Origin of the sequence: Planotetraspora mira (assembly GCF_016863275.1) — a bacterium.
GTDB classification, from domain to species: Bacteria; Actinomycetota; Actinomycetes; order Streptosporangiales; family Streptosporangiaceae; genus Planotetraspora; species Planotetraspora mira.
In genome coordinates this window covers 135770-156630 of record NZ_BOOO01000024.1, presented here as the reverse complement: position 1 = coordinate 156630, position 20861 = coordinate 135770, and the positions used below count along the sequence as shown (strand labels likewise).

At 71.7% G+C, this 20861-nt stretch carries 16 protein-coding genes and 1 tRNA gene; 8 read left to right on the top strand and 9 right to left on the bottom strand.

All coding sequences use genetic code 11. The features are described from left to right. Positions 1-91 precede the first annotated feature (91 nt). From Pmi06nite_RS23250 to Pmi06nite_RS23235, 4 genes are read left to right on the top strand one after another with little or no spacing between them, the layout of a single operon-like run. Positions 92-829: a response regulator transcription factor gene (locus tag Pmi06nite_RS23250; protein ID WP_203955191.1), complete on the top strand. Its 738-nt coding sequence runs from the start codon at positions 92-94 to the stop codon at positions 827-829. 1 nt (position 830) lies between these two features. Then, positions 831-2681 carry a sensor histidine kinase gene (locus tag Pmi06nite_RS23245; protein WP_239114142.1) on the top strand — a complete coding sequence of 617 codons (1851 nt, stop codon included), beginning with the start codon at positions 831-833 and terminating at the stop codon, positions 2679-2681. Between the two features lie 16 nt (positions 2682-2697). Further along, complete coding sequence (locus Pmi06nite_RS23240; RefSeq protein WP_203955292.1) at positions 2698-4215, top strand: cobyric acid synthase; 1518 nt, start codon at positions 2698-2700, stop codon at positions 4213-4215. A 42-nt stretch (positions 4216-4257) separates the two neighbouring features. Further along, positions 4258-5547, top strand: coding sequence for a cryptochrome/photolyase family protein (locus Pmi06nite_RS23235; RefSeq protein ID WP_203955189.1), 1290 nt, complete (start codon positions 4258-4260; stop codon positions 5545-5547). Here the strand turns inward: Pmi06nite_RS23235 and Pmi06nite_RS23230 are convergent. Next, entirely contained in the window at positions 5525-6709 is a 1185-nt protein-coding gene (locus Pmi06nite_RS23230) for an FAD-dependent oxidoreductase (protein ID WP_203955188.1), read from the bottom strand. The genes Pmi06nite_RS23235 and Pmi06nite_RS23230 overlap by 23 nt on opposite strands. Before the next feature lie 126 nt (positions 6710-6835). On the opposite strand from Pmi06nite_RS23230, the gene Pmi06nite_RS23225 reads away from it, so the two are divergent. Next, on the top strand, positions 6836-7468 hold the full coding sequence (locus tag Pmi06nite_RS23225) for a TetR/AcrR family transcriptional regulator (RefSeq protein WP_203955187.1): 633 nt from the start codon (positions 6836-6838) through the stop codon (positions 7466-7468). 12 nt (positions 7469-7480) lie between these two features. On the opposite strand, the gene fdhA is transcribed toward Pmi06nite_RS23225, so the two are convergent. The 4 genes from fdhA to Pmi06nite_RS23205 all read right to left on the bottom strand — a co-directional run bounded on the left by fdhA (position 7481) and on the right by Pmi06nite_RS23205 (position 12815). Then, a complete protein-coding gene (fdhA, locus tag Pmi06nite_RS23220) occupies positions 7481-8695 on the bottom strand; it encodes a formaldehyde dehydrogenase, glutathione-independent (protein WP_203955186.1) in 1215 nt (404 codons plus the stop codon). Positions 8696-8827: 132 nt separating this feature from the next. After that, positions 8828-10588 carry a SelB domain-containing protein gene (locus Pmi06nite_RS23215; RefSeq protein WP_203955185.1) on the bottom strand — a complete coding sequence of 587 codons (1761 nt, stop codon included), beginning with the start codon at positions 10586-10588 and terminating at the stop codon, positions 8828-8830. Continuing rightward, on the bottom strand, positions 10588-11859 hold the full coding sequence (gene selA, locus Pmi06nite_RS23210; RefSeq protein WP_239114140.1) for an L-seryl-tRNA(Sec) selenium transferase: 1272 nt from the start codon (positions 11857-11859) through the stop codon (positions 10588-10590). Before selA ends, Pmi06nite_RS23215 begins: the two co-directional genes overlap by 1 nt. Before the next feature lie 65 nt (positions 11860-11924). Further along, positions 11925-12815, bottom strand: a complete 891-nt coding sequence (locus Pmi06nite_RS23205) for a LysR family transcriptional regulator (RefSeq protein WP_203955183.1) — start codon at positions 12813-12815, stop codon at positions 11925-11927. Between the two features lie 106 nt (positions 12816-12921). On the opposite strand from Pmi06nite_RS23205, the gene Pmi06nite_RS23200 reads away from it, so the two are divergent. Together Pmi06nite_RS23200 and Pmi06nite_RS23195 are read left to right on the top strand one after the other, a co-directional pair. Continuing rightward, the gene (locus Pmi06nite_RS23200) at positions 12922-13821 is read left to right on the top strand and encodes an oxidoreductase (RefSeq protein ID WP_239114139.1); all 900 of its coding nucleotides are present in this window, start codon (positions 12922-12924) and stop codon (positions 13819-13821) included. Between the two features lie 206 nt (positions 13822-14027). After that, positions 14028-14654: a hypothetical protein gene (locus Pmi06nite_RS23195; protein ID WP_203955182.1), complete on the top strand. Its 627-nt coding sequence runs from the start codon at positions 14028-14030 to the stop codon at positions 14652-14654. A 42-nt stretch (positions 14655-14696) separates the two neighbouring features. Here Pmi06nite_RS23195 and Pmi06nite_RS23190 read toward each other — a convergent pair. Next, a tRNA-Sec gene (locus Pmi06nite_RS23190) sits at positions 14697-14792 on the bottom strand. 140 nt (positions 14793-14932) lie between these two features. Here Pmi06nite_RS23190 and selD point away from each other — a divergent pair. Beyond that, positions 14933-15940 (top strand): selenide, water dikinase SelD, encoded by a 1008-nt coding sequence (selD, locus tag Pmi06nite_RS23185; RefSeq protein WP_203955181.1) that lies wholly within the window; start codon positions 14933-14935, stop codon positions 15938-15940. 13 nt (positions 15941-15953) lie between these two features. Here the strand turns inward: selD and nrfD are convergent, their stop codons facing one another. From nrfD to fdh, 3 genes are read right to left on the bottom strand one after another with little or no spacing between them, the layout of a single operon-like run. Continuing rightward, positions 15954-16922, bottom strand: a complete 969-nt coding sequence (gene nrfD / locus Pmi06nite_RS23180) for an NrfD/PsrC family molybdoenzyme membrane anchor subunit (RefSeq protein ID WP_203955180.1) — start codon at positions 16920-16922, stop codon at positions 15954-15956. After that, positions 16919-17668, bottom strand: a complete 750-nt coding sequence (locus Pmi06nite_RS23175; RefSeq protein ID WP_203955179.1) for a 4Fe-4S dicluster domain-containing protein — start codon at positions 17666-17668, stop codon at positions 16919-16921. The genes nrfD and Pmi06nite_RS23175 overlap by 4 nt, the downstream gene beginning before the upstream one ends. Further along, positions 17661-20846, bottom strand: coding sequence for a formate dehydrogenase (gene fdh, locus Pmi06nite_RS23170; RefSeq protein ID WP_203955178.1), 3186 nt, complete (start codon positions 20844-20846; stop codon positions 17661-17663). The genes Pmi06nite_RS23175 and fdh overlap by 8 nt, the downstream gene beginning before the upstream one ends. Between the last annotated feature and the right edge of the window lie 15 nt (positions 20847-20861).

The window sequence follows — 20861 nt, the reverse complement described above, 5'->3', positions numbered from 1 at the left end:
GTCAGAAACCTGTCAGGAACCCTTAGCCGTCCCATGAACCACCAGGCCGGTGGCGTCCGAGTGCCCTGAGGCCCCGCCTAGGATCGCCGATATGTGCGCATACGTCCTGGTCGCGGAGGACAACGTGAAGCAGGCCGAACTGGTCCGCCGCTACCTGGAGCGGGAGGGGCACTCGGTCGTCACCGTGCACGACGGCCGCGAGGCCCTGGACACCGTCCGCCGCACGCCGCCCGACCTGCTCGTGCTCGACGTGATGATGCCCAAGGTCGACGGGCTGGACGTGTGCCGCATCCTCCGCGCCGAGTCGGATCTCCCCGTCCTCATGCTGACCGCCCGCTCCACGGAGGACGACCTGCTCCTCGGCCTCGACCTGGGCGCCGACGACTACATGACCAAGCCCTACAGCCCGCGTGAGCTGACCGCCCGCGTGCGCACGCTGCTCCGGCGGACCCGCCCCACGGCCCCGAAGATCGACCCGATGCTCCGGGTCGGCCCGCTGGCGGTGGATCCGATCCGCCATGAGATCAGCGTGGACGGCCGGCGCATCGAGTGCACTCCCGGCGAGTTCCAGGTGCTCGAACTGATGGCGGCGGAGCCCGGCCGGGTGTTCACCCGGGAGCAGATCCTCGGCCACCTGCACGGTTTCGACCGCTACATCACCTCACGGACGGTCGACGTGCACGTGATGAACCTCCGCAGGAAGATCGAGCCCGAGCCGCGCAGGCCCGTACGGCTGGTCACCGTCTACGGAGTGGGCTACAAGCTGACCTGCGGCGACGCCGACGAGGCCCCCGCGAACGGCCGGCGGGACACCCACGATGCGCCGTGACGTGCCACTTCGCCGCAGCCTGCTCATGCGGTTGCTGGCGGTGTCCGTGCTCGTGTCCGTCTGCTCCATCGCGGCGACCGCCTGGCTGACCGTACGGAGCACCACGGTGGCCATCCAGCAGGAGCAGGGCCAGGCCCTCGCCGACGACGCCAGGACCTACGACGCGCTCGTCGGCTACGCGGCCACCCACCCCAACTGGGACGGAGCACGGCAGGCGGTCAGCGACCTGGCGCGGAAGATCAAGCACAGGATCACGCTGACCACCGAGGACCGCACGCCGATCCTCGACTCCGACACCGGCCCGATCTCGTTGCCCGCGAAGCCGACGGCCGTCATCGATCCGCTGTCCGTCGACGGCGCCCTGGTGACCGATTCGCCGACCGACCACATCGATCCGCGCGCCGTCGGGCCGTACCGGCTGACCCGCACCGAGCATGACACGCTGCGCTCGGCCGCCCAGCGGCGTGCGGCGTGCCTGCGCAATGTCTCCTTCGCGATTACCACGAAGATCGTGGAGAGCCCCAGCGGGCGGCCCCGCGTCGAGACCGACGACCACGGGCTGGATCTGTCCAGCAGATGTGACGCCCCGGTCCTCGACGGGCCGACCCGCACCGAGGCGAAGGCGCTCACCCGGCTCGGCAAGCTCGTGCACACCTGCCTCGCGCACCAGAGGCAACCGGACGTGAAACTCGGCCTCGACTTCAGCTGGACGCCGTTGCCCGGGCCGGCCGGCGTCACCTCCCAGGAGACACGTGCCGGTGGCACCACCCGGGACGTTCCCGCCGTCGCCACCAGCCAGGAGACGGCCCGGGACAGCGCGAAAAGCAGGAAGATCGTGCAGGACTGCGTCACCTCCGGCAGACGCGAGCAACTCGCGCCGTACGTCGCGCCCACCGCACTGATGTTCGTCAGCAGCCGCGGCTCCACGCCGTCGACGATCTTCGACCTGTCGCAGTCCAACCAGGCCCGTATCGCGGGGGTCGCGGCGCTGGTGTTGCTGACCACCGTCACCGTCACCGCCCTTGCCGGCATCCGGTTGATCGGCCCGCTGCGCGCGCTGACCGGCGCGGCCAGGCGGATGGAGGAGGGTGACGTCTCCGCCCGCGTCGACATCGAGCGCGGAGACGAGATCGGCAGGCTCGCGACGGCCTTCAACGCGATGTCGGAGCGCCGCGAACAGTTGGAGAACCTGCGCAAGGCGATGGTCAGCGACGTGGCCCACGAACTGCGCACCCCCCTCAGCAACATCCGCGGCTGGCTCGAGGCGGCCGAGGACGGCGTCGTCGAGCCGGACCGGTCGCTGATGACCTCACTCCTCGAGGAGGCCGTGCTCCTGCAACACGTCATCGACGACCTGCAGGACCTGGCGATGGCCGACGCGGGCGCGCTCAGGCTGCACAAGGAGCGGATCGGCGTCCCCGACCTCGTCGCCCAGGTCGTCACCGCGCACACGGGGAGCGCCGACGCCGCGGGCGTCGCACTGACCGCGCACGCGGAAGGCCACCCGGAGTTCCTCGCCGACCCGATGCGGGTGCGCCAGGCCGTGGGCAACCTCGTCTCCAACGCCGTACGGCACACGCCTCGCGGCGGCTCCGTGCGGGTGTGCTCGCGCCTCGACGGGGATCACGTCGTGATCGACGTCGAGGACACCGGCTCAGGGATCGCCGCCGAGGACCTCGCCCATGTCTTCGACAGGTTCTGGCGAGCGGACAAGTCACGGAGCCGGGCCACCGGCGGCAGCGGGCTCGGCCTGTCCATCGTCCGCAAGCTCGCGGAGGCCCACGGCGGGACCGTGTCCGCCGCCAGCGAGCCGGGGAGGGGATCGGTCTTCACCCTCCGGCTGCCCACCTGAAAGGCTTGCGCCCGTGCTGAAAGGGACCCCGAAGGGGACACTGCTGGTCGCAGGAACGACCTCGGACGCGGGCAAGAGCGTGGTGACGGCGGGAATCTGCCGGTGGCTGGCCCGCCAAGGCGTGCGGGTCGCGCCGTTCAAGGCGCAGAACATGTCGCTGAACTCGTTCGTGACCGCCGACGGAGCCGAGATCGGGCGGGCCCAGGTCGCCCAGGCGCAGGCCGCCGGGCTGGAGCCCACCGCCGACATGAACCCGATCCTGCTGAAGCCGGGCGGTGAGCGGCGCAGCCAGGTGGTCGTGCTCGGAAAGCCCCTGGCCGACGTGGACGCCATGGAGTACCTCGCCTACAAGGACCGGCTCAGGGCCGTCGCCCTGGAGTCCTACCGGCGGCTGCGCGCGGAGTTCGACGTCGTCGTCTGCGAGGGCGCGGGAAGCCCCGCGGAGATCAACCTGCGCAGGGGGGACATCGCCAACATGGGGCTGGCCCGCGCGGCCGGCATCCCCGTCGTGGTGGTCGGCGACATCGACAGAGGCGGCGTCTTCGCCTCGCTGTACGGCACGCTCGCGCTGCTGGAGGCCGAGGACCAGGCGTTGATCAGCGGCTTCCTGATCAACAAGTTCCGTGGGGCGCGCGAGCTGCTCGAGCCCGGACTCGACACGCTCAGGGAGCTCACGGGACGCCCCGTCTACGGCGTGCTGCCCTGGCTCGACGGCCTGTGGATGGACCTGGAGGACTCCCTCGCCCTGGACAACCGGAAGACCGCGGAGCCGGCGGCCGGGCCGTACACCGGGAGGAGCCTGCGGGTGGCCGTGGTGCGCTATCCGAGGATCTCGAACTTCACCGACATCGACGCCCTCGCGGCCGAGCCGGGGGTCGCCGTCCGGTTCGTGTCCTCCCCCGCCGAGGCCGCGGAGATCAGGGAGGCCGACCTGGTGGTGCTGCCGGGGTCCCGCGCGACGGTGAGCGACCTCGACTGGCTCCGCCGTACGGGCCTCGCCTCGGCCGTGGCCGAACGGCGGGGGCCCGTCCTGGGGATCTGCGGCGGCTACCAGATGCTCTCCCGCTCGATCATGGATGACGTGGAGTCCGGCGCGGGGCTGGTCGAAGGGCTCGGGCTGCTCCCTGCCACGGTCGAGTTCGGGACGGAGAAGGTCCTGTCCCGGCCGGTCGGCGAGGCGTACGGCCATCGGGTGGCTGCTTACGAGATCCACCACGGGGTCGTCTCCTTCGACGGGGAGGCCGAGCCGTTCCTCGACGGATGCCGGGTGGGCGCGGTCTGGGGCACCACCTGGCACGGCGCCCTGGAGAACGACGCCTTCCGCCGCGCCTTCCTGGCCGACGTCGCCTCCGTGGCGGGCAAGGACGACTTCACGCCGGATCCCGAGGTGTCCTTCTCCGCCCTGAGGGAGCGCCAGCTCGACGCCCTGGGAGACATGATCGAGAGGTACGCCGACACCGACGCCCTGCTCGCCCTCATCGAGAACGGCGCCCCCGCGGGGCTGCCCGCGCTCCCTCCCGGCGGATCTTCCTGAGCCACGGCAACCGGTCCCCGGATCCGCCTCGAAGAGCAGTATGTGGAGACGGTCATCGTGCTGCTCACCAGGGATCTTCGAGTCCACGACAATCCGGCCCTGGCGGAGGCGTGCGAGCAGGCGCGGCACGTCGTACCGCTGTTCGTGGTCGATCCGGCCATCGAACCGCGTCATCGTGCCGACTTCCTGTCCTGTGCCCTGCATGACCTGAGGTCCCGTCTCCGCGAGCTGGGCGGCGATCTGGTGGTACGGCACGGCGACCCGGTCGCCGAAGCGATCAAGCTGGCGCGGCAGGTGCGGGCGGCCGGGATCTGGGCCGCCGCGGACGTCAGCGCGTTCGCCCGGCGCCGCGAGGAGCGCCTCGCGGACGCGTGCGCGGGCGAACGGCTCGACTTCCGGCTGTTCTCCGGCCTGACCGTGGTGCCGCCCGGCGACCTCGTCCCCATCGGAGGGGACCACTACCGCGTGTTCACGCCCTACTGGCGGGTCTGGTCGGAGACCCGCAAGCGGCGTGTCCTCGATCCTCCCGCCCAGGTGCGGCTGCCCGCGGATGTGGACGCCGGAACGCTTCCCATCCGGTCGCCGAAGCCGTTCGGACTGCTCCAAGGGGGCGAGACCGCGGGGCGGCGACGCCTGGACGAATGGCTGAGCGGCGGGCTGGCCGGCTATGCCCAGGGCCATGACCTCGCGGCCGAGCGGACGTCGATGTTGAGCCCCTATCTGCGGTTCGGGTGCGTCTCACCCGTCGAGGTGGTGACGAGGGCGGCGCCCCTGGCGGGCGGCGACGACTTCGTGCGGCAACTGTGCTGGCGCGACTTCTACTACCAGGTCGCCTCCGCGTTCCCCGAGCTGCCGCGGCGGGACTACCGGCCGCGGCGCGCGACCTGGGAGGACGACGAGGAGGCCGCGGAGGCCTGGCGCCAGGGTCTGACCGGCGTGCCGATCGTGGACGCCGGGATGCGCCAGCTGCGTGAGGAGGGATGGATGCACAACCGGCTCCGGATGATCGTCGGCTCCTTCCTCACCAAGCGGCTCGGGATCGACTGGCGGATCGGCGCGGACCATTTCAACGATCTGCTGCTGGACGCCGACATCCCCAACAACTGCGGCAACTGGCAGTGGGTGGCGGGCACCGGCAACGACACCCGGCCGAACCGCGTGATCAACCCTCTGCGCCAGGCCAAGAAGGTCGATCCCGACGGCGAGTACGTGAGGCGGTACGTCCTCGAGCTCGCCGGCCTGCCCGGATCGGCCGTCCACGAGCCCTGGCGGCATCCTGCTCCGGTGCCCGGTTACCCCGCGCCGATGCTCAACGAGCGGCTCCTTCCGTGACCTCGGGCAGCGTCCCCAGATCATGGGTGTACAGCCAGGAGGTGGCCTTCTCGTAGAAGAGCCGCGTCCCGATGAGCATGAGGGCGTCGCGGAGACGCCGCCCGATGGGGCCGGACTTCTTGGCGTCGCGATTGGCCGCGGCCATCTTGACCATCTTGCCGACCCTGGCCCGGCGTAGCCGGTCGTATGCCGCCAGGGCGGCGGCGGTGGAATCCTCCCCGGCCAGCGCCTGGGCGAGGACCACGGCGTCCTCGATCGCCATGGAGGCCCCCTGGCCCGCGCCGACCGGGTGGGCGGCGTCGCCGACGAGCACGATGCGGTCGTCATGCCAGGTGGGAACCTCGGCCAGGACGTGCATCAGAGTGGGGCGATGCAGCCGGGTGGTCGCCTCGATGATCGAGAGAGGCAGCCGCTCGTGGCGGTACAGCCCGGCGAGACGCTGCAGCCACTCCTGTTCGCCGACGCCGGCGAGCTCCGGCTGCCGGGGCGCGATGACCTGCGCCGACCACCAAATGGTGCCGTCCGGCGCCGGGAGATGGATGAAGACGCCGTTGCGTGCGAAGACCATGGTGAACATCGCCGGCTCGCCCGTCACACCGGGCACGCCCTCGGCGACGCCGGAGACGCTGTACAGCCCGCCGTAGACGGGCCGGGGAGCATCCGGGTCGAGGACCGAACGGGTGGCCGACCACAGGCCGTCGGCGCCCACGAGTAGATCGGCGCTCACGCTGGAACCGTCGGCGAACTCGGCTCTGACGCCCGCTCCGATCGGGGTCGCGCCGACCAGACGGTGGTCGGTGACGATGCGCACCCCGGCCCGCTGGGCGTGGTCACGCAGCGCCTCGACCAGGTGGCCGCGCATCAGGGTGACGCTGAGCAACGGGTCTCCCGACATCCGCCCGCGCGGCGTCTCCCCCAGCGTCCTGCCGGAGCCGGAGACCATCCGCTGAGCCGGTACGGCGAAGCCGGCCCGCTGGACCTGCTCCAGGCAGCCGAGCGCGTCGATGCCGCGCAGCCCGTTGCCGGCGAGGCTCAGGAACGAGCCCACCTGGCCGGCCGGATCGGCGTACGCCTCATAGAGGGTCACCTCCGCGCCGATCCGCCGCAGCGCGATCGCGCTCGCCGCCCCGGCCACGCCGCCGCCTGCCACGATGACGTCCATTCGTCCCTCCTGAATGCGCGTTCGGTGAACTCTGATTCGGTGAATGCACATTCAGTATGATGAGACGCGAAGATGGGTGTCAACCGGCGATGGGGCCGCGGCGGGAGACGGACAAGGAGCACACCGGTGGGAGTGCGCAAGGAGCAGGCGGCCGGCACCGAGGCCGCCCTCAAGGAGGCGGCGCGGCGGCTGTTCGTCGAGCGCGGCTACCTGAACACGAAGATCACCGACATCACCCGGGCCGCGGGCCGGGCCACCGGCTCGTTCTACGACCACTTCAGCAGCAAGGAGGACCTCCTCCAGTCACTGCTGGCCGACATGGAGGCGCAGGTGGACGCCACGATCGGCGCGGGGGTCGCGGCCGGGCGTCCCCACGGCCACGACCTCGCAGACGCCGGCGCGCTCCGCGAGCACGTGGCCGTGGCCTGGCACAACTATCGCGACAACCTTCCCGTGGTGGTGGCGCTGACCCAGTCGACGATGTCCGAACCGCCGGGCTCGGGCCGCGCGTGGCAGACCCTCTCCGCGCAGACCGACGACCTGCGGGACCATTTGGTGCACATGCGCGAACAGGGCCGCGACCTTCCCGGCGACCCCGTGCTCGTGGCCGCCGCCATGGGCGCCATGATCTCGATGGTGGGCTACGCCGTCCTCACGGCGGGCGAGCACGGCCCGGGAGCAGCGGACGACGAGATCATCGATGCTCTCACCGCCCTGCTGCATCGCGGCCTCGCCGGAACGCCGTCCCGCCCGTCGTGAAGGCCGGGCCCGTCACACGGTGATCAGGCCGTGCGGGTCGAGGACGTACTTGCGAGCCGCTCCGTGGTCGAACTCCTCATATCCGTGAGGCGCCTGGTCGAGCGGCAGGACGGTCGGGTTGACCGCCTTCGCGATCTGCACGCGGTCGTTGAGTATCGCCATCATGAGCTTGCGGTGATACCGCATGACCGGGCACTGTCCGGTGACGAACGAGTGCGCCTTGGCCCACCCGAGGCCCAGCCGGATCGACAGCGACCCCTCCTTGGCCGCGTCGTCCTTGGCTCCGGGATCGCCGGTGACGTACAACCCGGGAATGCCCAGCCTGCCGCCGGCCCTGGTGACCCGCATCAGGGTGTTGAGCACGGTGGCGGGCGCCTCCTCGGCGCCGGGCCCGTGCCCCTTGGCCTCGAACCCGACCGCGTCGACGCCCGCGTCCACCTCGGGAACACCGAGGATCTGCTCGATCTGCTCGCCCGGGTCGCCGTCCGCCACGTTCACGGTCTCGCAGCCGAAGCTGTGCGCCTGGGCAAGCCGGTCCTTGTTGAGGTCGCCGACGATGACCACCGCGGCGCCGAGCAGGAAGGCCGAGCACGCCGCGGCGAGCCCCACCGGTCCCGCGCCGGCGACGTAGACCGTCGACCCGCTGGTCACACCCGCCGACACGCAACCGTGGTACCCCGTCGGGAAGATGTCCGCGAGCATGGCCAGGTCGAGGATCTTCTCCATCGCCTGGTCCCGGTCGGGGAACTTGAGCAGGTTCCAGTCGGCGTAGGGCACCAGGACGTACTCCGCCTGGCCGCCCGGCCAGCCGCCCATGTCCACATAGCCGTACGCTCCGCCCGGCTGCTCGGGGTTGACCCGCTCGCAGATGTGGGTGTCGCCCGACTTGCAGTTGCGGCAGCGGCCGCACGCGATGTTGAACGGCACCGACACCAGGTCGCCGACCTTGATGACCTCGACGTCGGGACCGACCTCCACCACCTCGCCGGTGATCTCGTGGCCGAGGACGAGGCCGGGCGGGGCGGTGGTGCGGCCGCGGACCATGTGCTGGTCGCTCCCGCAGATGTTGGTGGCGACCGGTTTGACGATCGCCCCGTGCCCGACCTTCCGCCCGACGTTGGCCGGAGGCACCCCCGGCCCCTCCTTGAGTTCGAACTCGGGATAGTCGGTGTCGACGATCTCTACATGTCCTGGCCCCTCGTACACGACAGCCTTGTTGCCCGGCATGATGGCGGCTTCCTTCCTTGCCGAGACTCCGGCCGCCGCCTGCGACGAGGACGGGGGGTGAGGGGCGGCCGAGCGGCCGTCACCGGGCCCTCGGGCGACGACGGCCCCTTGAGTCGAAGGTATACCTGCTGGTCAGGAGCCGCCCACCCGGCATATGCGGTGATAGTCGTCCACCCGTTCGGTGAGCCCCTGGCGGTCGAGATGCTCCAGCAGGGGCACCGCGACCCTGCGGCTGGTGCCGAGGGCGGTCCTGGCCTGGCTGACCGTGAAGGGCTGGGGCAGCCCCGCCAGCACCGCCGCCGCCCTGGTGTCCGCCCCCGGCAGCAACACGATCCCGTCGGCCACCCGCATCAGGGCCCCGGCCCGTACGGCGGCCGCCAGCTCACGGGAACCTAGCCCCAGATCGGCGAGGCGTCCCGCCTCCGGCGCGAGAAAGGGGTGCGCGGACAACTCCGCGCCCAGCCTCTGGACGGCTCCCGCCACGGACGCGGGCAGGCCGCCGGACGGCCCGCAGGAGATCCTGCCGCCCGCCGTCTCAAGCGGAGGCCGGACCAGGGCCGTGACCAGCCTCCGGTCGGGCAGCCCGAGCTCATGGCGGGCCGCCTCCACCGGCATCCCGGGCTCCAGGGGATGGTCGGCCGCGTGCCTGCGCACGACCTCGGCCAGCCGTCCGGCCAGCCGGGACCAGTGGGCGGGATCGGCGTGCCAGTCCCCTTCCACCGGCGGGCCGGGGAGGTCACAGCCCATGGCCAGAAGTTGCTCTCCGCGCAGCAGCCGGTGGACGCGGAGCAGGGACCCCGCGTCCAGGGTCGCCGCGGCGAGTTCGTCGGCGCGAGCCCGGGCCGCGCCCCGCCGGCCGAGCTCGGGCGGCCGCACGTCGAGGACCCGCGCCCCGGCGAGCACGCGAAGCGCCCGGTGGCCGCCGGGATCACGCAGCAGCAGGAGGTCACCGAGGTGCAGCGGCAGCCGCCTGCCGAGGCGCAGCCGCACGACCGGCCCGCCGAGCGGCCGCACGTCGCACGGAATCGCCGCGGAGCCGATGTGGGCGGTCAGCCGCCTCGGCAACGGACCCGAGAAGCCCGGCGCGGCGGAGATCCGCACGTCGACCAGGTCCGTCGCGGTCCAGGCACCCGGCGTCACGAGGGCCCGTCCGCGCTCCGGCACGGCCCTGCCTCGCAGGTTGACCGCGACCCTCGCCACTCCGGTCGCCGAGTCCACCTGCTCCTTCAGCGACTCCAGGGCACGGATCCCGACCGGTTCTCCGTCCATCTCCAGCTCGTCGCCGACCACGACCCGGCCCGCGGGGAGCGTCCCCGTCACCACCGTCCCGCTGCCGCGCACGCTGAAGGCCCGGTCGATCCACAGGCGCACCGGGGCCGCGGGGTCGGGAACGGGCAGGGCCGCCACCAGCCGGTCCAGGGCCGCCCGCAGCTCGCCGAGCCCCTCGCCCGTGCGCCCGCTCACGACCAGCGCCTCGACCCGGCCGAGACCGCCCTCCGCCAGGCGGGCGCGGGCCTCCCGGACGGCCGGTCCGGGGTCGGCGAGGTCGGCGCGGGTCACGACGAGCAGGCCCAGCCGTACGCCGAGGGTCTCCAGCGCCACCAGGTGCTCCTCCGACTGCGGCTTCCAGCCCTCGTCGGCGGCCACCACGAACATCACGGCGGGCACCGGGCCGATCCCGGCGAGCATCGTGCCGAGGAACCGCTCGTGCCCGGGGACGTCGACGAACGCGACCCGCTCCCCCGACGGCAGGGCCGTCCAGGCATAGCCGAGCTCGATCGTCAGCCCCCGTCTGCGCTCCTCCTCCAGCCGGTCGGGTTCCATCCCGGTGAGCGCCCCGACCAGGGTCGACTTGCCGTGGTCGACGTGGCCGGCGGTCGCGATGACGTGCATCAGCGGCTCGCCTCCAGCACGGCCCTCGCCACGTCACCGTCCTGCCCCGCGTGAACGGCGCGCAGGTCGAGCAGCAGCCTGCCGCCCTCCACCCTGCCGACGACGGGCGGATCCCCCGTCCGCAGCGGTGCGGCGAGCCGCTCCGGCAGGCTCACCGCCGCACTGGGCAGGGTCACCCCGGGCGCCGCGCCGCCGCCCACGGTCGCCTCCGCCGGTACGGCTCTCGCGTCGATCCCCGATTCGGCCAGCACGCCGACCAGGGCCTCCGCGCGATCGAGCAGCTCTCGAGGGTCGGCGTGGAGCGCCTGATGGACGGGCGTGGCGGGGCCGCGCAGCGTGGCCTCCAGGGCCGCGAGCGTCACCTTGCCGACCCGCAGCGCGCGGGCGAGCGGATGCCGCCTGCACCGCTCGACGAGGTCGTGCCGCCCGAGCAGGAGTCCCGCCTGGGGACCGCCGAGGAGTTTGTCGGCACTGGCCGTGACCAGGTGGGCTCCGGCCTCCAGAGTGCTCGCCGCGTCGGGCTCGTCGGGCAGCAACGGCTCACGCTCCAGCAGCCCCGAGCCGATGTCGGACACCACCGGCACGCCGAGCCGGGCCAGGTCTCCCACTCCGGCCGAACCGGTGAACCCCTCGATCCGGAAATTCGAGGGGTGCACCTTGAGCACGAACCCGGTCTCCGGCCCCACGGCCGCGCGGTAGTCGGCGAGCGTGGTGCGGTTGGTGGTGCCGACCTCGCGCAGTCGCGCGCCGGTCGAGACCAGCAGGTCGGGGATCCGGAAGCCGTCACCGATCTCCACCAGTTCGCCGCGGCTGATCACGATCTCCCGTCCCGCGGCGAGGGCGGTGGCGACCAGGACGAGGGCCGCGGCGTTGTTGTTGACCACGTGCACGTCGTCCGCGGCGGGCACGGCGTCCGCGAGCGCCGCCAGGGCGGTCCTGCCCCGCCTGGCCCGGGCGCCCGTGGCCAGGTCGAACTCCACGTCGGCCGGGCCCGCCACCATGGCCGCCGCCTCGACGGCCGCGGGCGACAGGGGCGCTCTGCCGAGATTGGTGTGGAGAAGGACCCCGGTCATGTTGATCACTGGGCGCAGGTGGGTGGCGTGCCGGGGAAGCGCCGCCAGAGCCGCGTCGGCGACGTCCTCCGGCTCGATCTCGCCCTGCCGTACGCGCTGCTGGGCTGCGGCGACCGCGTCCTTGACCACCGCCCGCCCGAGCCTCTCCGCCGTCGCGGCCAGGCGCGGGTCGGCGAGCACGGCGTCGGTGCGCGGCACGCGCCTTCGTCGGTCCACACTTCAACGTACCGCCGCTACCCCGTCCCACCTGCGACGACGCGCAGTCACGGGGCTTCGCCCGACGCGAGTTCGGACACGACGGCGGCGAATCCCCGCACGAGGAGGTTGTCCGCGCCGTCGACCCAGGCGAGGGCCACCTTCAGTGGTTCGACGTCGGTGAGCGGGACCCAGGCGAGATCGGGGCGGGCGTAGTAACGGGCCATGCTGTGGGGTGCGAAGCAGATGGCCGTGCCTTCGGCGACCTGCTCGAGCATCTCCTCGACGTTGTCGTTGGTCGGTCCCCACCGTGGGGTCGACCCATCCGGTCTGGGGTTGACCGCCCACCAGTCCACCCAGGCCCGTGGTGCCCGTTCTGTCCACATCAGAGGTTCGTCGTTGACCTCGAGCACGGAGATGCCGTCGCGGCGGGCGAGCGCGTGGCCGGACGGCAGGCCGACGACCCGGGGCTCGGTGTGCACGATCTCCGCATGCAGGCCGGCGAGATCGGCGGGCAGCCAGATGAAGGCGACGTCCACCCGGCCGTCGCGCAGCGCCGTGACCTCCTCGCTCCAGTCGAACCGCTTCGGCTCGACCCGGACACCGGGATTGCGGCGGGCGAACTCGGCTCGCGCCCGGGTGGTGAGCTCGCCGGCGCCGCTGGCCTCGAAGCCCACCCGCAGCACCCCGGTCTCGCCGCGCAGGTGCCGCTCCGCGACTGCCGCCACCCGTGCGGCCTGGAGCAGGGTCCGGCGTGCCTCCGCGACGACGTCACGTCCGGCCACCGTCGGGGTGACGCCTCCGGCGTGGCGGTCGAACAGCCGGACGCCGAGCTCGGATTCCAGATTCTTGAGGGCGTAGGAGAGGGCGGGCTGGCTCACGTACAGCTGTTCCGCGGCCCGCCCGAGGTTTCCCACATCGGCGATCGTGACGAGATAACGCAGCTGACGCAGCTCCATCCAGCGATCATAAATCCTCTTTATGGCCTGCCCGACCTTCTGTCTTGGACGCGGAAGGGCACTCACTGGCATCAATGGAGGCGTTCCCCCACTGAGGAGATTCACGATGAACACCGAGCATGAGACGTCCGGCAGGGTCTGGTTGATCACGGGCGCGTCCTCCGGCTTCGGCCGGTCGATCGCCGAGGCGGCCCTGGCCGCCGGTGACACCGTGGTGGCCACCGCGCGCAGGCCGGAGGCCCTCGACGACCTGGTCGCGGCATATCCCGGCCGGGCGGTCGCGGTGCCGCTGGACGTGACCGACAGCGCGCGGATCGCCGCGGTCGTCGCCGAGGTGATCTTGTGGCACGGGCGCGTCGACGTCCTGGTCAACAACGCCGGCCGCGGGCACCTCGGCGCGGTCGAGGAGACCACCGACCAGGAGTTGCGCGAGCTGATGGACCTGCACTTCTTCGGCCCTGCCACGCTGACGAGGGCGGTGCTGCCGCACATGCGCCGGCAGGGTTCGGGCGCGATCGTCCAGATGAGCAGCATGGGCGGCCGCTTCTCGTTCCCCGGCGTGGGCGCCTACTCGGCGACCAAGTTCGCCCTCGAGGGGCTCTCTCAGGCTCTGGCCCAGGAGGTCGCCCCGTTCGGGATCAAGGTGCTGATCGTGGAGCCCGGATCGTTCCGTACCGGCCTCGCGAGCGCCTCCTCCACCCAGTCGGCGGCGATCCCCGGCTACGAGGGCACCGTCGGGATCGTCCGCACCGAGTTCCCGAGCTCGGACGGTAAGCAGCCGGGCGACCCCGCGAAGGCCGCCGCGGCCATCCTCACCGCGTTGGAGGCGGAGGAGACGCCGCTGCAACTGCCGCTGGGCGACGACGCCACCGACGCGATCCTCGCCCGCCTCGACGCCTCCCGCGCGGAGACGCTTGCCTGGGAGCGGATCAGCCGCCGCACGGCCTTCGACGAAGGTCTGGCTGCTCAAGGGCCTTCTGCGGGAGGCAGCACCCCTATGCGATAGGTGCCGGCTCCCGGGGGAACCACGTGTTTCCACTCATGACGGGGGTCCTTCGATCGATCACGATCAGGGCGCAAGAGCGTGCCTTGATCGGACGTCGGAGGGATCACATGGAACTCAGGCCACCAGACTTCGCACCGCGGCACGCCCCAGGCGTAGGACGGCGCCTATTCGGCGTTTCGCTTGCCGTCCTCGCTCTGGTCGGAGGTGTGTTGCCCGTCTCGCCGGCCGCGGCGGATCCTCTGCCGTGGGGCCCGTACACCTGCGCGCAGGGCTTTGTCTGGCGGCAGGCGACCGCCGACGACCTGGTGTGCGTGTATCCGTCCAGGCGCACCGACGTCGCGGCGGAGAACAGCGGCAGCCCGTCGCACAAGCTGCTGAACACCATGTACTGCGTGCCGGGCTACGAGTGGCGCCTGGCCAACCCGTCTGACCGCGCATGTGTCACGTCCATCCAGAGGCGCATGGCGCGGATGGAGAACGAGAGCGCGGTGTATTCACTGGCCGACCCTGCGGCGACCCCGCTCGGCGGCGTGAGAGTCATGACCAAGCGTGGCACGGGAGGCGTGAACCACCTCTACGCCACGGGGACAGGCGTCACCCCGCAATGGTCAGCCGCGTTCTACGCCGTGGGCGTCAATGGGCCCAACTGGCCAACCGGCCGGCCATGGATCGGCGAGGCCAGGTCCGACGCACAGGGCGGCTTCGCCGGTTGGACATACATCAACCAGGTCACTTGTCTGCCAACGGAGACCAAGCCTGCGCCCGTCGTCGTTTTGGACTTCGGTACCGGTGTGGTGACCACGGCGGGCACCACGGACGCTTACATGTGCTGATCACGGCGGGAAGGCCACGGTGTCCTCCCTGGTGGAAACGGGTGGCGGAGGCGGACGGGAATCGAACCCGCCAGGCCGAGAACCTCGGCCTCGTCGGTTTTGAAGACCGCGGGGGCCACCAGGCGCCCAGACACCTCCAGGAGAAAACCTAACCCGAACCGGGTACGGCTCTTGCGGCACGCCACGACGTGGCGTGCCGTGTCAGGGGCGGACCATGGCAGGGGCGGGACCATGGCGGGGGCAGGCTGGATGGGCCCCGCGGACCGGAGGAGCGCGGCATGACGGAGACGACGGCGCCGGCCGGTATCCGGCTGACCCAGTACGCGCACGGCGGCGGTTGCGCGTGCAAGATCCCACCCGGTGAGCTGGAGGCCATGGTCTCCGGCCTCCTCCTCGGCTCCGGGCCGCCCGGTGACCTGCTGATCGGGCTGGACGACGGAGACGACGCCGCCGTGGTCCGGATCGAGGGCGGCCGCGCGGTCGTCGCCACGGCCGACTTCTTCACCCCCGTCGTGGACGACCCGTACGACTGGGGGCGGATAGCCGCGGCGAACGCGCTGTCGGACGTCTACGCGGTGGGCGGCGAGCCGCTCGTCGCGGTCAACCTGCTGGGCTGGCCCCGGGACACGCTGCCGCTCGAGCTGGCCAGAGAGGTCCTGCGCGGGGGCCTCGACGTGGCCCGGACGGCGGGATGCCACGTGGCCGGCGGCCACAGCGTCGACGATCCCGAGCCCAAGTACGGCATGGCGGTGACGGGTCTGGCCGATCCCGGCCGGCTGCTGCGCATCGACGGAGGGCGGGCCGGGCTGCCGATCTCCCTGTCCAAGCCGCTCGGCGTGGGCGTGCTGAACTCCAGGCACAAGGCCACCGGAGAGGTCTTCCCCCAGGCCGTCGCCGCGATGACCACGCTGAACGCGGAAGCCTCCCGGGCCGCTCTCTCGGCGGGAGCCCGGTGCGCCACCGACGTCACCGGATTCGGGCTGCTCGGGCACCTCTACAAGCTGGCCAGGGCGAGCGGCGTCACAGCGGTGGTCGACGTGGCCGCCGTGCCGTACCTGGAGGGGGCCCGCGAGGCCCTGCGGGACGGCTACGTGAGCGGCGGCACCCGGCGCAACCTGGCCTGGGTGGAGCCTCACCTGGACGCCGGCCGGGTGGACGGCGACGAGGTGCTGCTGCTCGCCGACGCGCAGACGTCCGGCGGGCTGCTGGTCGTGGGCGAGATCCCCGGCGCGCCCGTCATCGGGGAACTCGTCCCCAGGGAAGGCGCGCCCCTGCGCCTGCGGTGAGCCCGTCGCGGCGCTATGGCGTGTCCGAGCCGCCCTCCTGGTCGGGGACGACCGCGAGCCTTCGCCCCGCGGCGCGGTCTCGCTGTGGGACCACGGTGTACTTCGGGTCGAGCGCCGACGCCTTGCCCGCCGCCAGCATGCCGAATCGGGTGCACAACGCGCCCGCGGTGATGGCCAGGCCGGACATGGCGGTGAGCGTGCGGCTGCGCCCGGCGACCGTGGCCAGCAGCCCGCCTCCCAGGGTCAGCGCGCGTGACGCCTTCATGAGGAGACCCGCCCTGCCCCGCAGGTACGGCTCGCCCTCCAGGCCGAGACGCCTTTCGATGATCGCCGCGGCGGTGGTCTCCATCACGGCCCCCAGTGCCGCCGCCACCCTGGCCGGCGCCGCCTCGGCCCGCGGGGTCGTCAGCATGCCGGCCGCCCCCGCGCTCGCCAGGGCGCTGCCCGCGAACAGGAAGGGCATCTCGCGTCGGGCGGCATGCCAGGCGGGCACGGCGGTGTCCGCGAGGAGCACTCCGGTGTAGGTGGCCATGACGGGGCCGGTCAGGGCGCTCGCCATGACCGCCGCATCCCCTGCGAGGGGCAGCAGTCCGGTCACCGCCGAGGCGGCGCCTGCCGCCGTCAGACCGCCGTGCACGGCGAGGGTCCACGAGCCGACGCTCATCGGGGAGGTGACCTTGAAGACGCGCAACATGTTCAGGAACCGCTCGGGTCTGCCCAACTCCGCGATGAGGAACCCCGATCCGAGGCCGGCCCCGGCGAAGGCGGTCATCCTCGCGGCGAGGGCGAGCCGGTCGTGCCCGGAGAAGCGGGCCACGGCGGCGACCACCGAGGAGGCCCCGGACAGCCCGCCCAGATAGAGATAGACCGGCATGTGGGGTTCGTGCCAGACCGGAGGCTTGAGCACCGGCTGCCCGTAGTAGGAGCGGAACTCGGCCTCGGGAACCGTCGCCGCGGGGTCGCCGCCGCGCCCGGCCCTCATCGCCGGCTCCCCAGGAAGCACGCCGCCACGGCGCCGACCAGGGTGACCGCGGCCCCGCCCGCCCACCACCACATCTCCGGAAGGTCGCGCGTGGTGACGACCGGGTCCGGTGGCAGCCCGTAGATCTCCGGCTCGTCCAGCAGCAGGAAGAACGCCCCGGTGCCGCCGACGCCGTCGCCGGGGCTGTCGCCGTACAGGCGGGCCTCGGCCACGCCGTCCGCGTGCAGCCGTTCGAGGCGGGCCTCGGCCCGCGCCCGCAACTCGTCGAGCGGGCCGAACTGGATCGAGTCCGTCGGGCATGCCTTGGCGCAGGCCGGCTCCAGGCCTCCCAACTGGCGGTCGTAGCACATCGTGCACTTCCACGCCCGGCCGTCGCGCTCCCTGCGGTCGATCACGCCGTACGGGCAGGCGGGCACGCAGTAGCCGCAGCCGTTGCAGATGTCCGCCTGCACCACCACTGTGTCGAACTCCGTGCGGAACAGCGCGCCCGTGGGGCACACGTCCAGGCAGGCCGCGTGCGTGCAGTGCTTGCACACGTCCGACGACATCAGCCACCGGTCGTCCTGCTCGATGAACGCCACGTGCCGCCAGGTGTCGGCGCCGAGTTGCCCCGTGTTGTCGTACGAGGTCGCCCGGAAGACGAACCCGTCGTCGGGCACGCCGTTCCACTCCTTGCAGGCGACCTCGCAGGCCTTACAGCCGATACACACGGACGAATCGGTAAAAAACCCCATCCGTTCAGCCATGGCGGTACTCCTCGATCAGGTCGAGCAGGGCCTGTCCCCGGGGCCGCCTGCCCGGCAGGACGGCACAGGTGCAGGCCTTGCTCTCCTGGATGTAGACGTTCGGGTCGAGCACGACCGGCAGCAGGTCGTTCACGATGTCTCCTGTCACCAGTCCGCCACCGCCGTAACCCCAGTGGTACGGCATGACCACCTGGTGGATGATCTGCCTCTGCACGCGCAACGGCCTGACCCTGTCGGTCACCAGCACCCGCGCCTCGATCGCCGTACGGCTGGTCACGATCGTCGCCCAGCCTCCGTTGACCAGCCCGACCTCGGCGGCGAGCTGCGGCGACACCTCGCAGAACAGCTCCGGCTGCAGTTCGGCCAGGTACGCCAGCGACCTGCTCATGGCACCCGCCGTGTGGTGCTCGGTCAGCCGGGAGGTCGTGAACACATACGGGAACCGCGCCGACCCCGGCGGGTTGTACGGATTCTCCGGCCGGTCGTAGGTCCGCCTCGCCGGATTCGACTGCCTGGCGTACAAGGTGTTGAGGACGGGCGACTCGTGCGGCTCGTAGTGCGTGGGAAGCGGCCCGTCGGAGAGCCCGGACGGCACGTAGAGCCAGCCCTTGCCGTCCGACTGCATGATGAACGGGTCGGTTCCCGCCAGGGCCGCCTCGGCGCGGGCGCCGTCGGGCGGCTCGTAGTCCGGCGGCTTGCGCAGGTCGAAGTCCGGCACGTCATGACCGGTCCATTCGCCCTTCTCCGCGTCCCACCAGATGTACGCCTTGCGCTCGCTCCAGGGCCGGCCCTCGGGATCGGCCGACGCCCGGTTGTAGAGGATGCGGCGGTTGGCCGGCCATGCCCAGCCCCACTCCGGTGCGACCCACGACTGGCGGCTCCCCGGCTCGCGCCGGGCCGCCTGGTTGACCTCGTCCGCGTAGACGCCGCAGTAGATCCAGCAGCCGCACCTCGTCGACCCGTCGGGCGCGAGTTCGCGATAGGACGACAGCGCGCGCCCGTCGGGCCCGGTGCCGTTGATCTCCCGGAGCACGGCCTCCGCGGACGGCTCGCGATGCTCGCCCTCTTCGGGATAGTCCCAGGTCAGCTCTATGGCCGGCCGGTCGATCTCGTCATCGCCCAGACGCCGCCTGATGCGCTTGCCGAGGTGGTAGTAGAACCACAGGTCGCTGCGGCACTCGCCGGGCGGATCGAGCGCCTTCTCCCGCCACTGGAGGAGCCGCTGGGTGTTGGTGAACGTGCCCTCCTTCTCCACGTGGCTGGCGGCGGGCAGGAAGAAGACCTCGGTGGCGATGTCCCCGGTGCGAAGCTCACCGGTCTCCAGCTCGGGCCCGTCCTTCCAGAACGTGGCCGTCTCGACCAGGGTCAGGTCACGCACGACGAGCCACTCGAGGTTGGCCAGGCCGAGACGCTGCGCCTTGCCGTTGGCGGAACCGACCGCGGGGTTCTCCCCGATGACGAAGTACCCCTTCACGGTGCCGTCGATCTGACCCATCACCGTGGCGTAATGGCCGTGGTCGCCGGTGAGCCGGGGCAGGTAGCCGAAGCAGAAGTCGTTGTCCTCGGTGGCGGCGTCGCCCCACCACGACTTGAGCAGGCTGACCAGGTAGGAGCGCCGGTTGCCCCAGTAGCCGGTGTCGGCTCCCTCCATCTCGAGGTAGTGGGCCAGGTCCTCATGCCGGTGCGCGTGCGGCATCGCGATGTATCCCGGCAGCAGGTTGAACAACGTCGGGATGTCGGTGGAGCCCTGGATGCTGGCGTGGCCGCGCAGCGCCATGATTCCGCCGCCGGGGCGGCCCATGTTGCCGAGCAGGAGCTGGAGGATGGCCGACGCCCTGATGTACTGCGCGCCCACCGAGTGCTGCGTCCAGCCGACCGAGTAGACCCACGCGGTGGTGCGCTCACGCCCGGAGTTGGCCGTGATCGCCTCGGCCAGCTCGGCGAAGTCCTCCGGTGGGATCCCGCACAGCTCGGCGACCATCTCCGGCGTGTAGCGGGCGAAGTGACGCTTCAGGATCTGGAGGACGCAGCGGGGATGCCGCAACGTCGGGTCGGAGGGCGGCCTGGCGGACGCCCCCGCTCCGCGCGCTCCGTAGGAGTCGGATCCGGCGGCCTCGGCATGCTGTCCGCCGCCCTCCCGCATCTCGTCGGTCTCGGCCTCGCTCTCCTCGTCGCCCTCGTAGGCCCAGCTCGACGGGTCGTACCTGTGGCTCTCCGGATCGAAGCCCGAGAACAGGCCGTCCAGGTCCTCGGTGTCCTGGAAGCGCTTCGACACGAGCGTGGCCGCGTTGGTGTAGGCCAGCACGTACTCACGGAAGTAAAGCTCGTTGCTCAGCACATGGTTGATCAGCGCACCGAGCAGCACGATGTCCGACCCCGCCCGGATCGGCAGGTAGCGGTCGGCGACCGCGCTCGTCCGCGAGAAGCGCGGATCGATGTGGAAGACCTTCGCCCCCCGCAGGCGCGCCTCCATCACCCACTGGAACCCCACGGGATGGCATTCGGCCATGTTGGAGCCCTGGATGACGATGCAGTCAGCGCCCGCCAGGTCCTGCTGGAAGGACGTCGCGCCGCCGCGCCCGAAGCTGGTCCCCAGACCGGGGACGGTGGAGGAGTGTCATATGCGCGCCTGGTTCTCGACCTGTATCGCGCCCAGGGCGGTGTACAGCTTCTTCATCAGGTAGTTCTCTTCGTTGTCGAGCGTCGCCCCGCCCAGACTGGCGATGCCCAGCGTCCGCCGCACCTCCTTGCCCTCGTGCGTCTCCTGCCAGGTCTCCCGACGGGTACGGACGACCCGGTCGGCGATCATGTCCATCGCGGTCTCGAGGTCGAGCCGCTCCCACTCGGTGCCGTACGGCCGGCGGTAGAGAACCTGGGTCTGGCGGCCGGGGTGGGTCACGAGCTGCTTGCTCGCCGAACCCTTGGGGCACAGCCGGCCGCGCGAGATGGGCGAGTCGGGGTCTCCCTCGATCTGGCTGACCTTGCCGTCCTTGACGTAGACGAGCTGACCGCAGCCGACCGCGCAGTAGGGGCAGACCGATCGGGCGACCGTGTCGGCCTCCTCGGTGCGAGGCCGCAGGGCGTCGGTCCGCGCCGAGCGCGCGGCGTCACGCCTGCCGTCCTCCCCCTTGAGCTGCCGGATCACCGGCCAGCGGGAGATCCACCCACCGTCCGCCATGATGCGTGTCTTGCC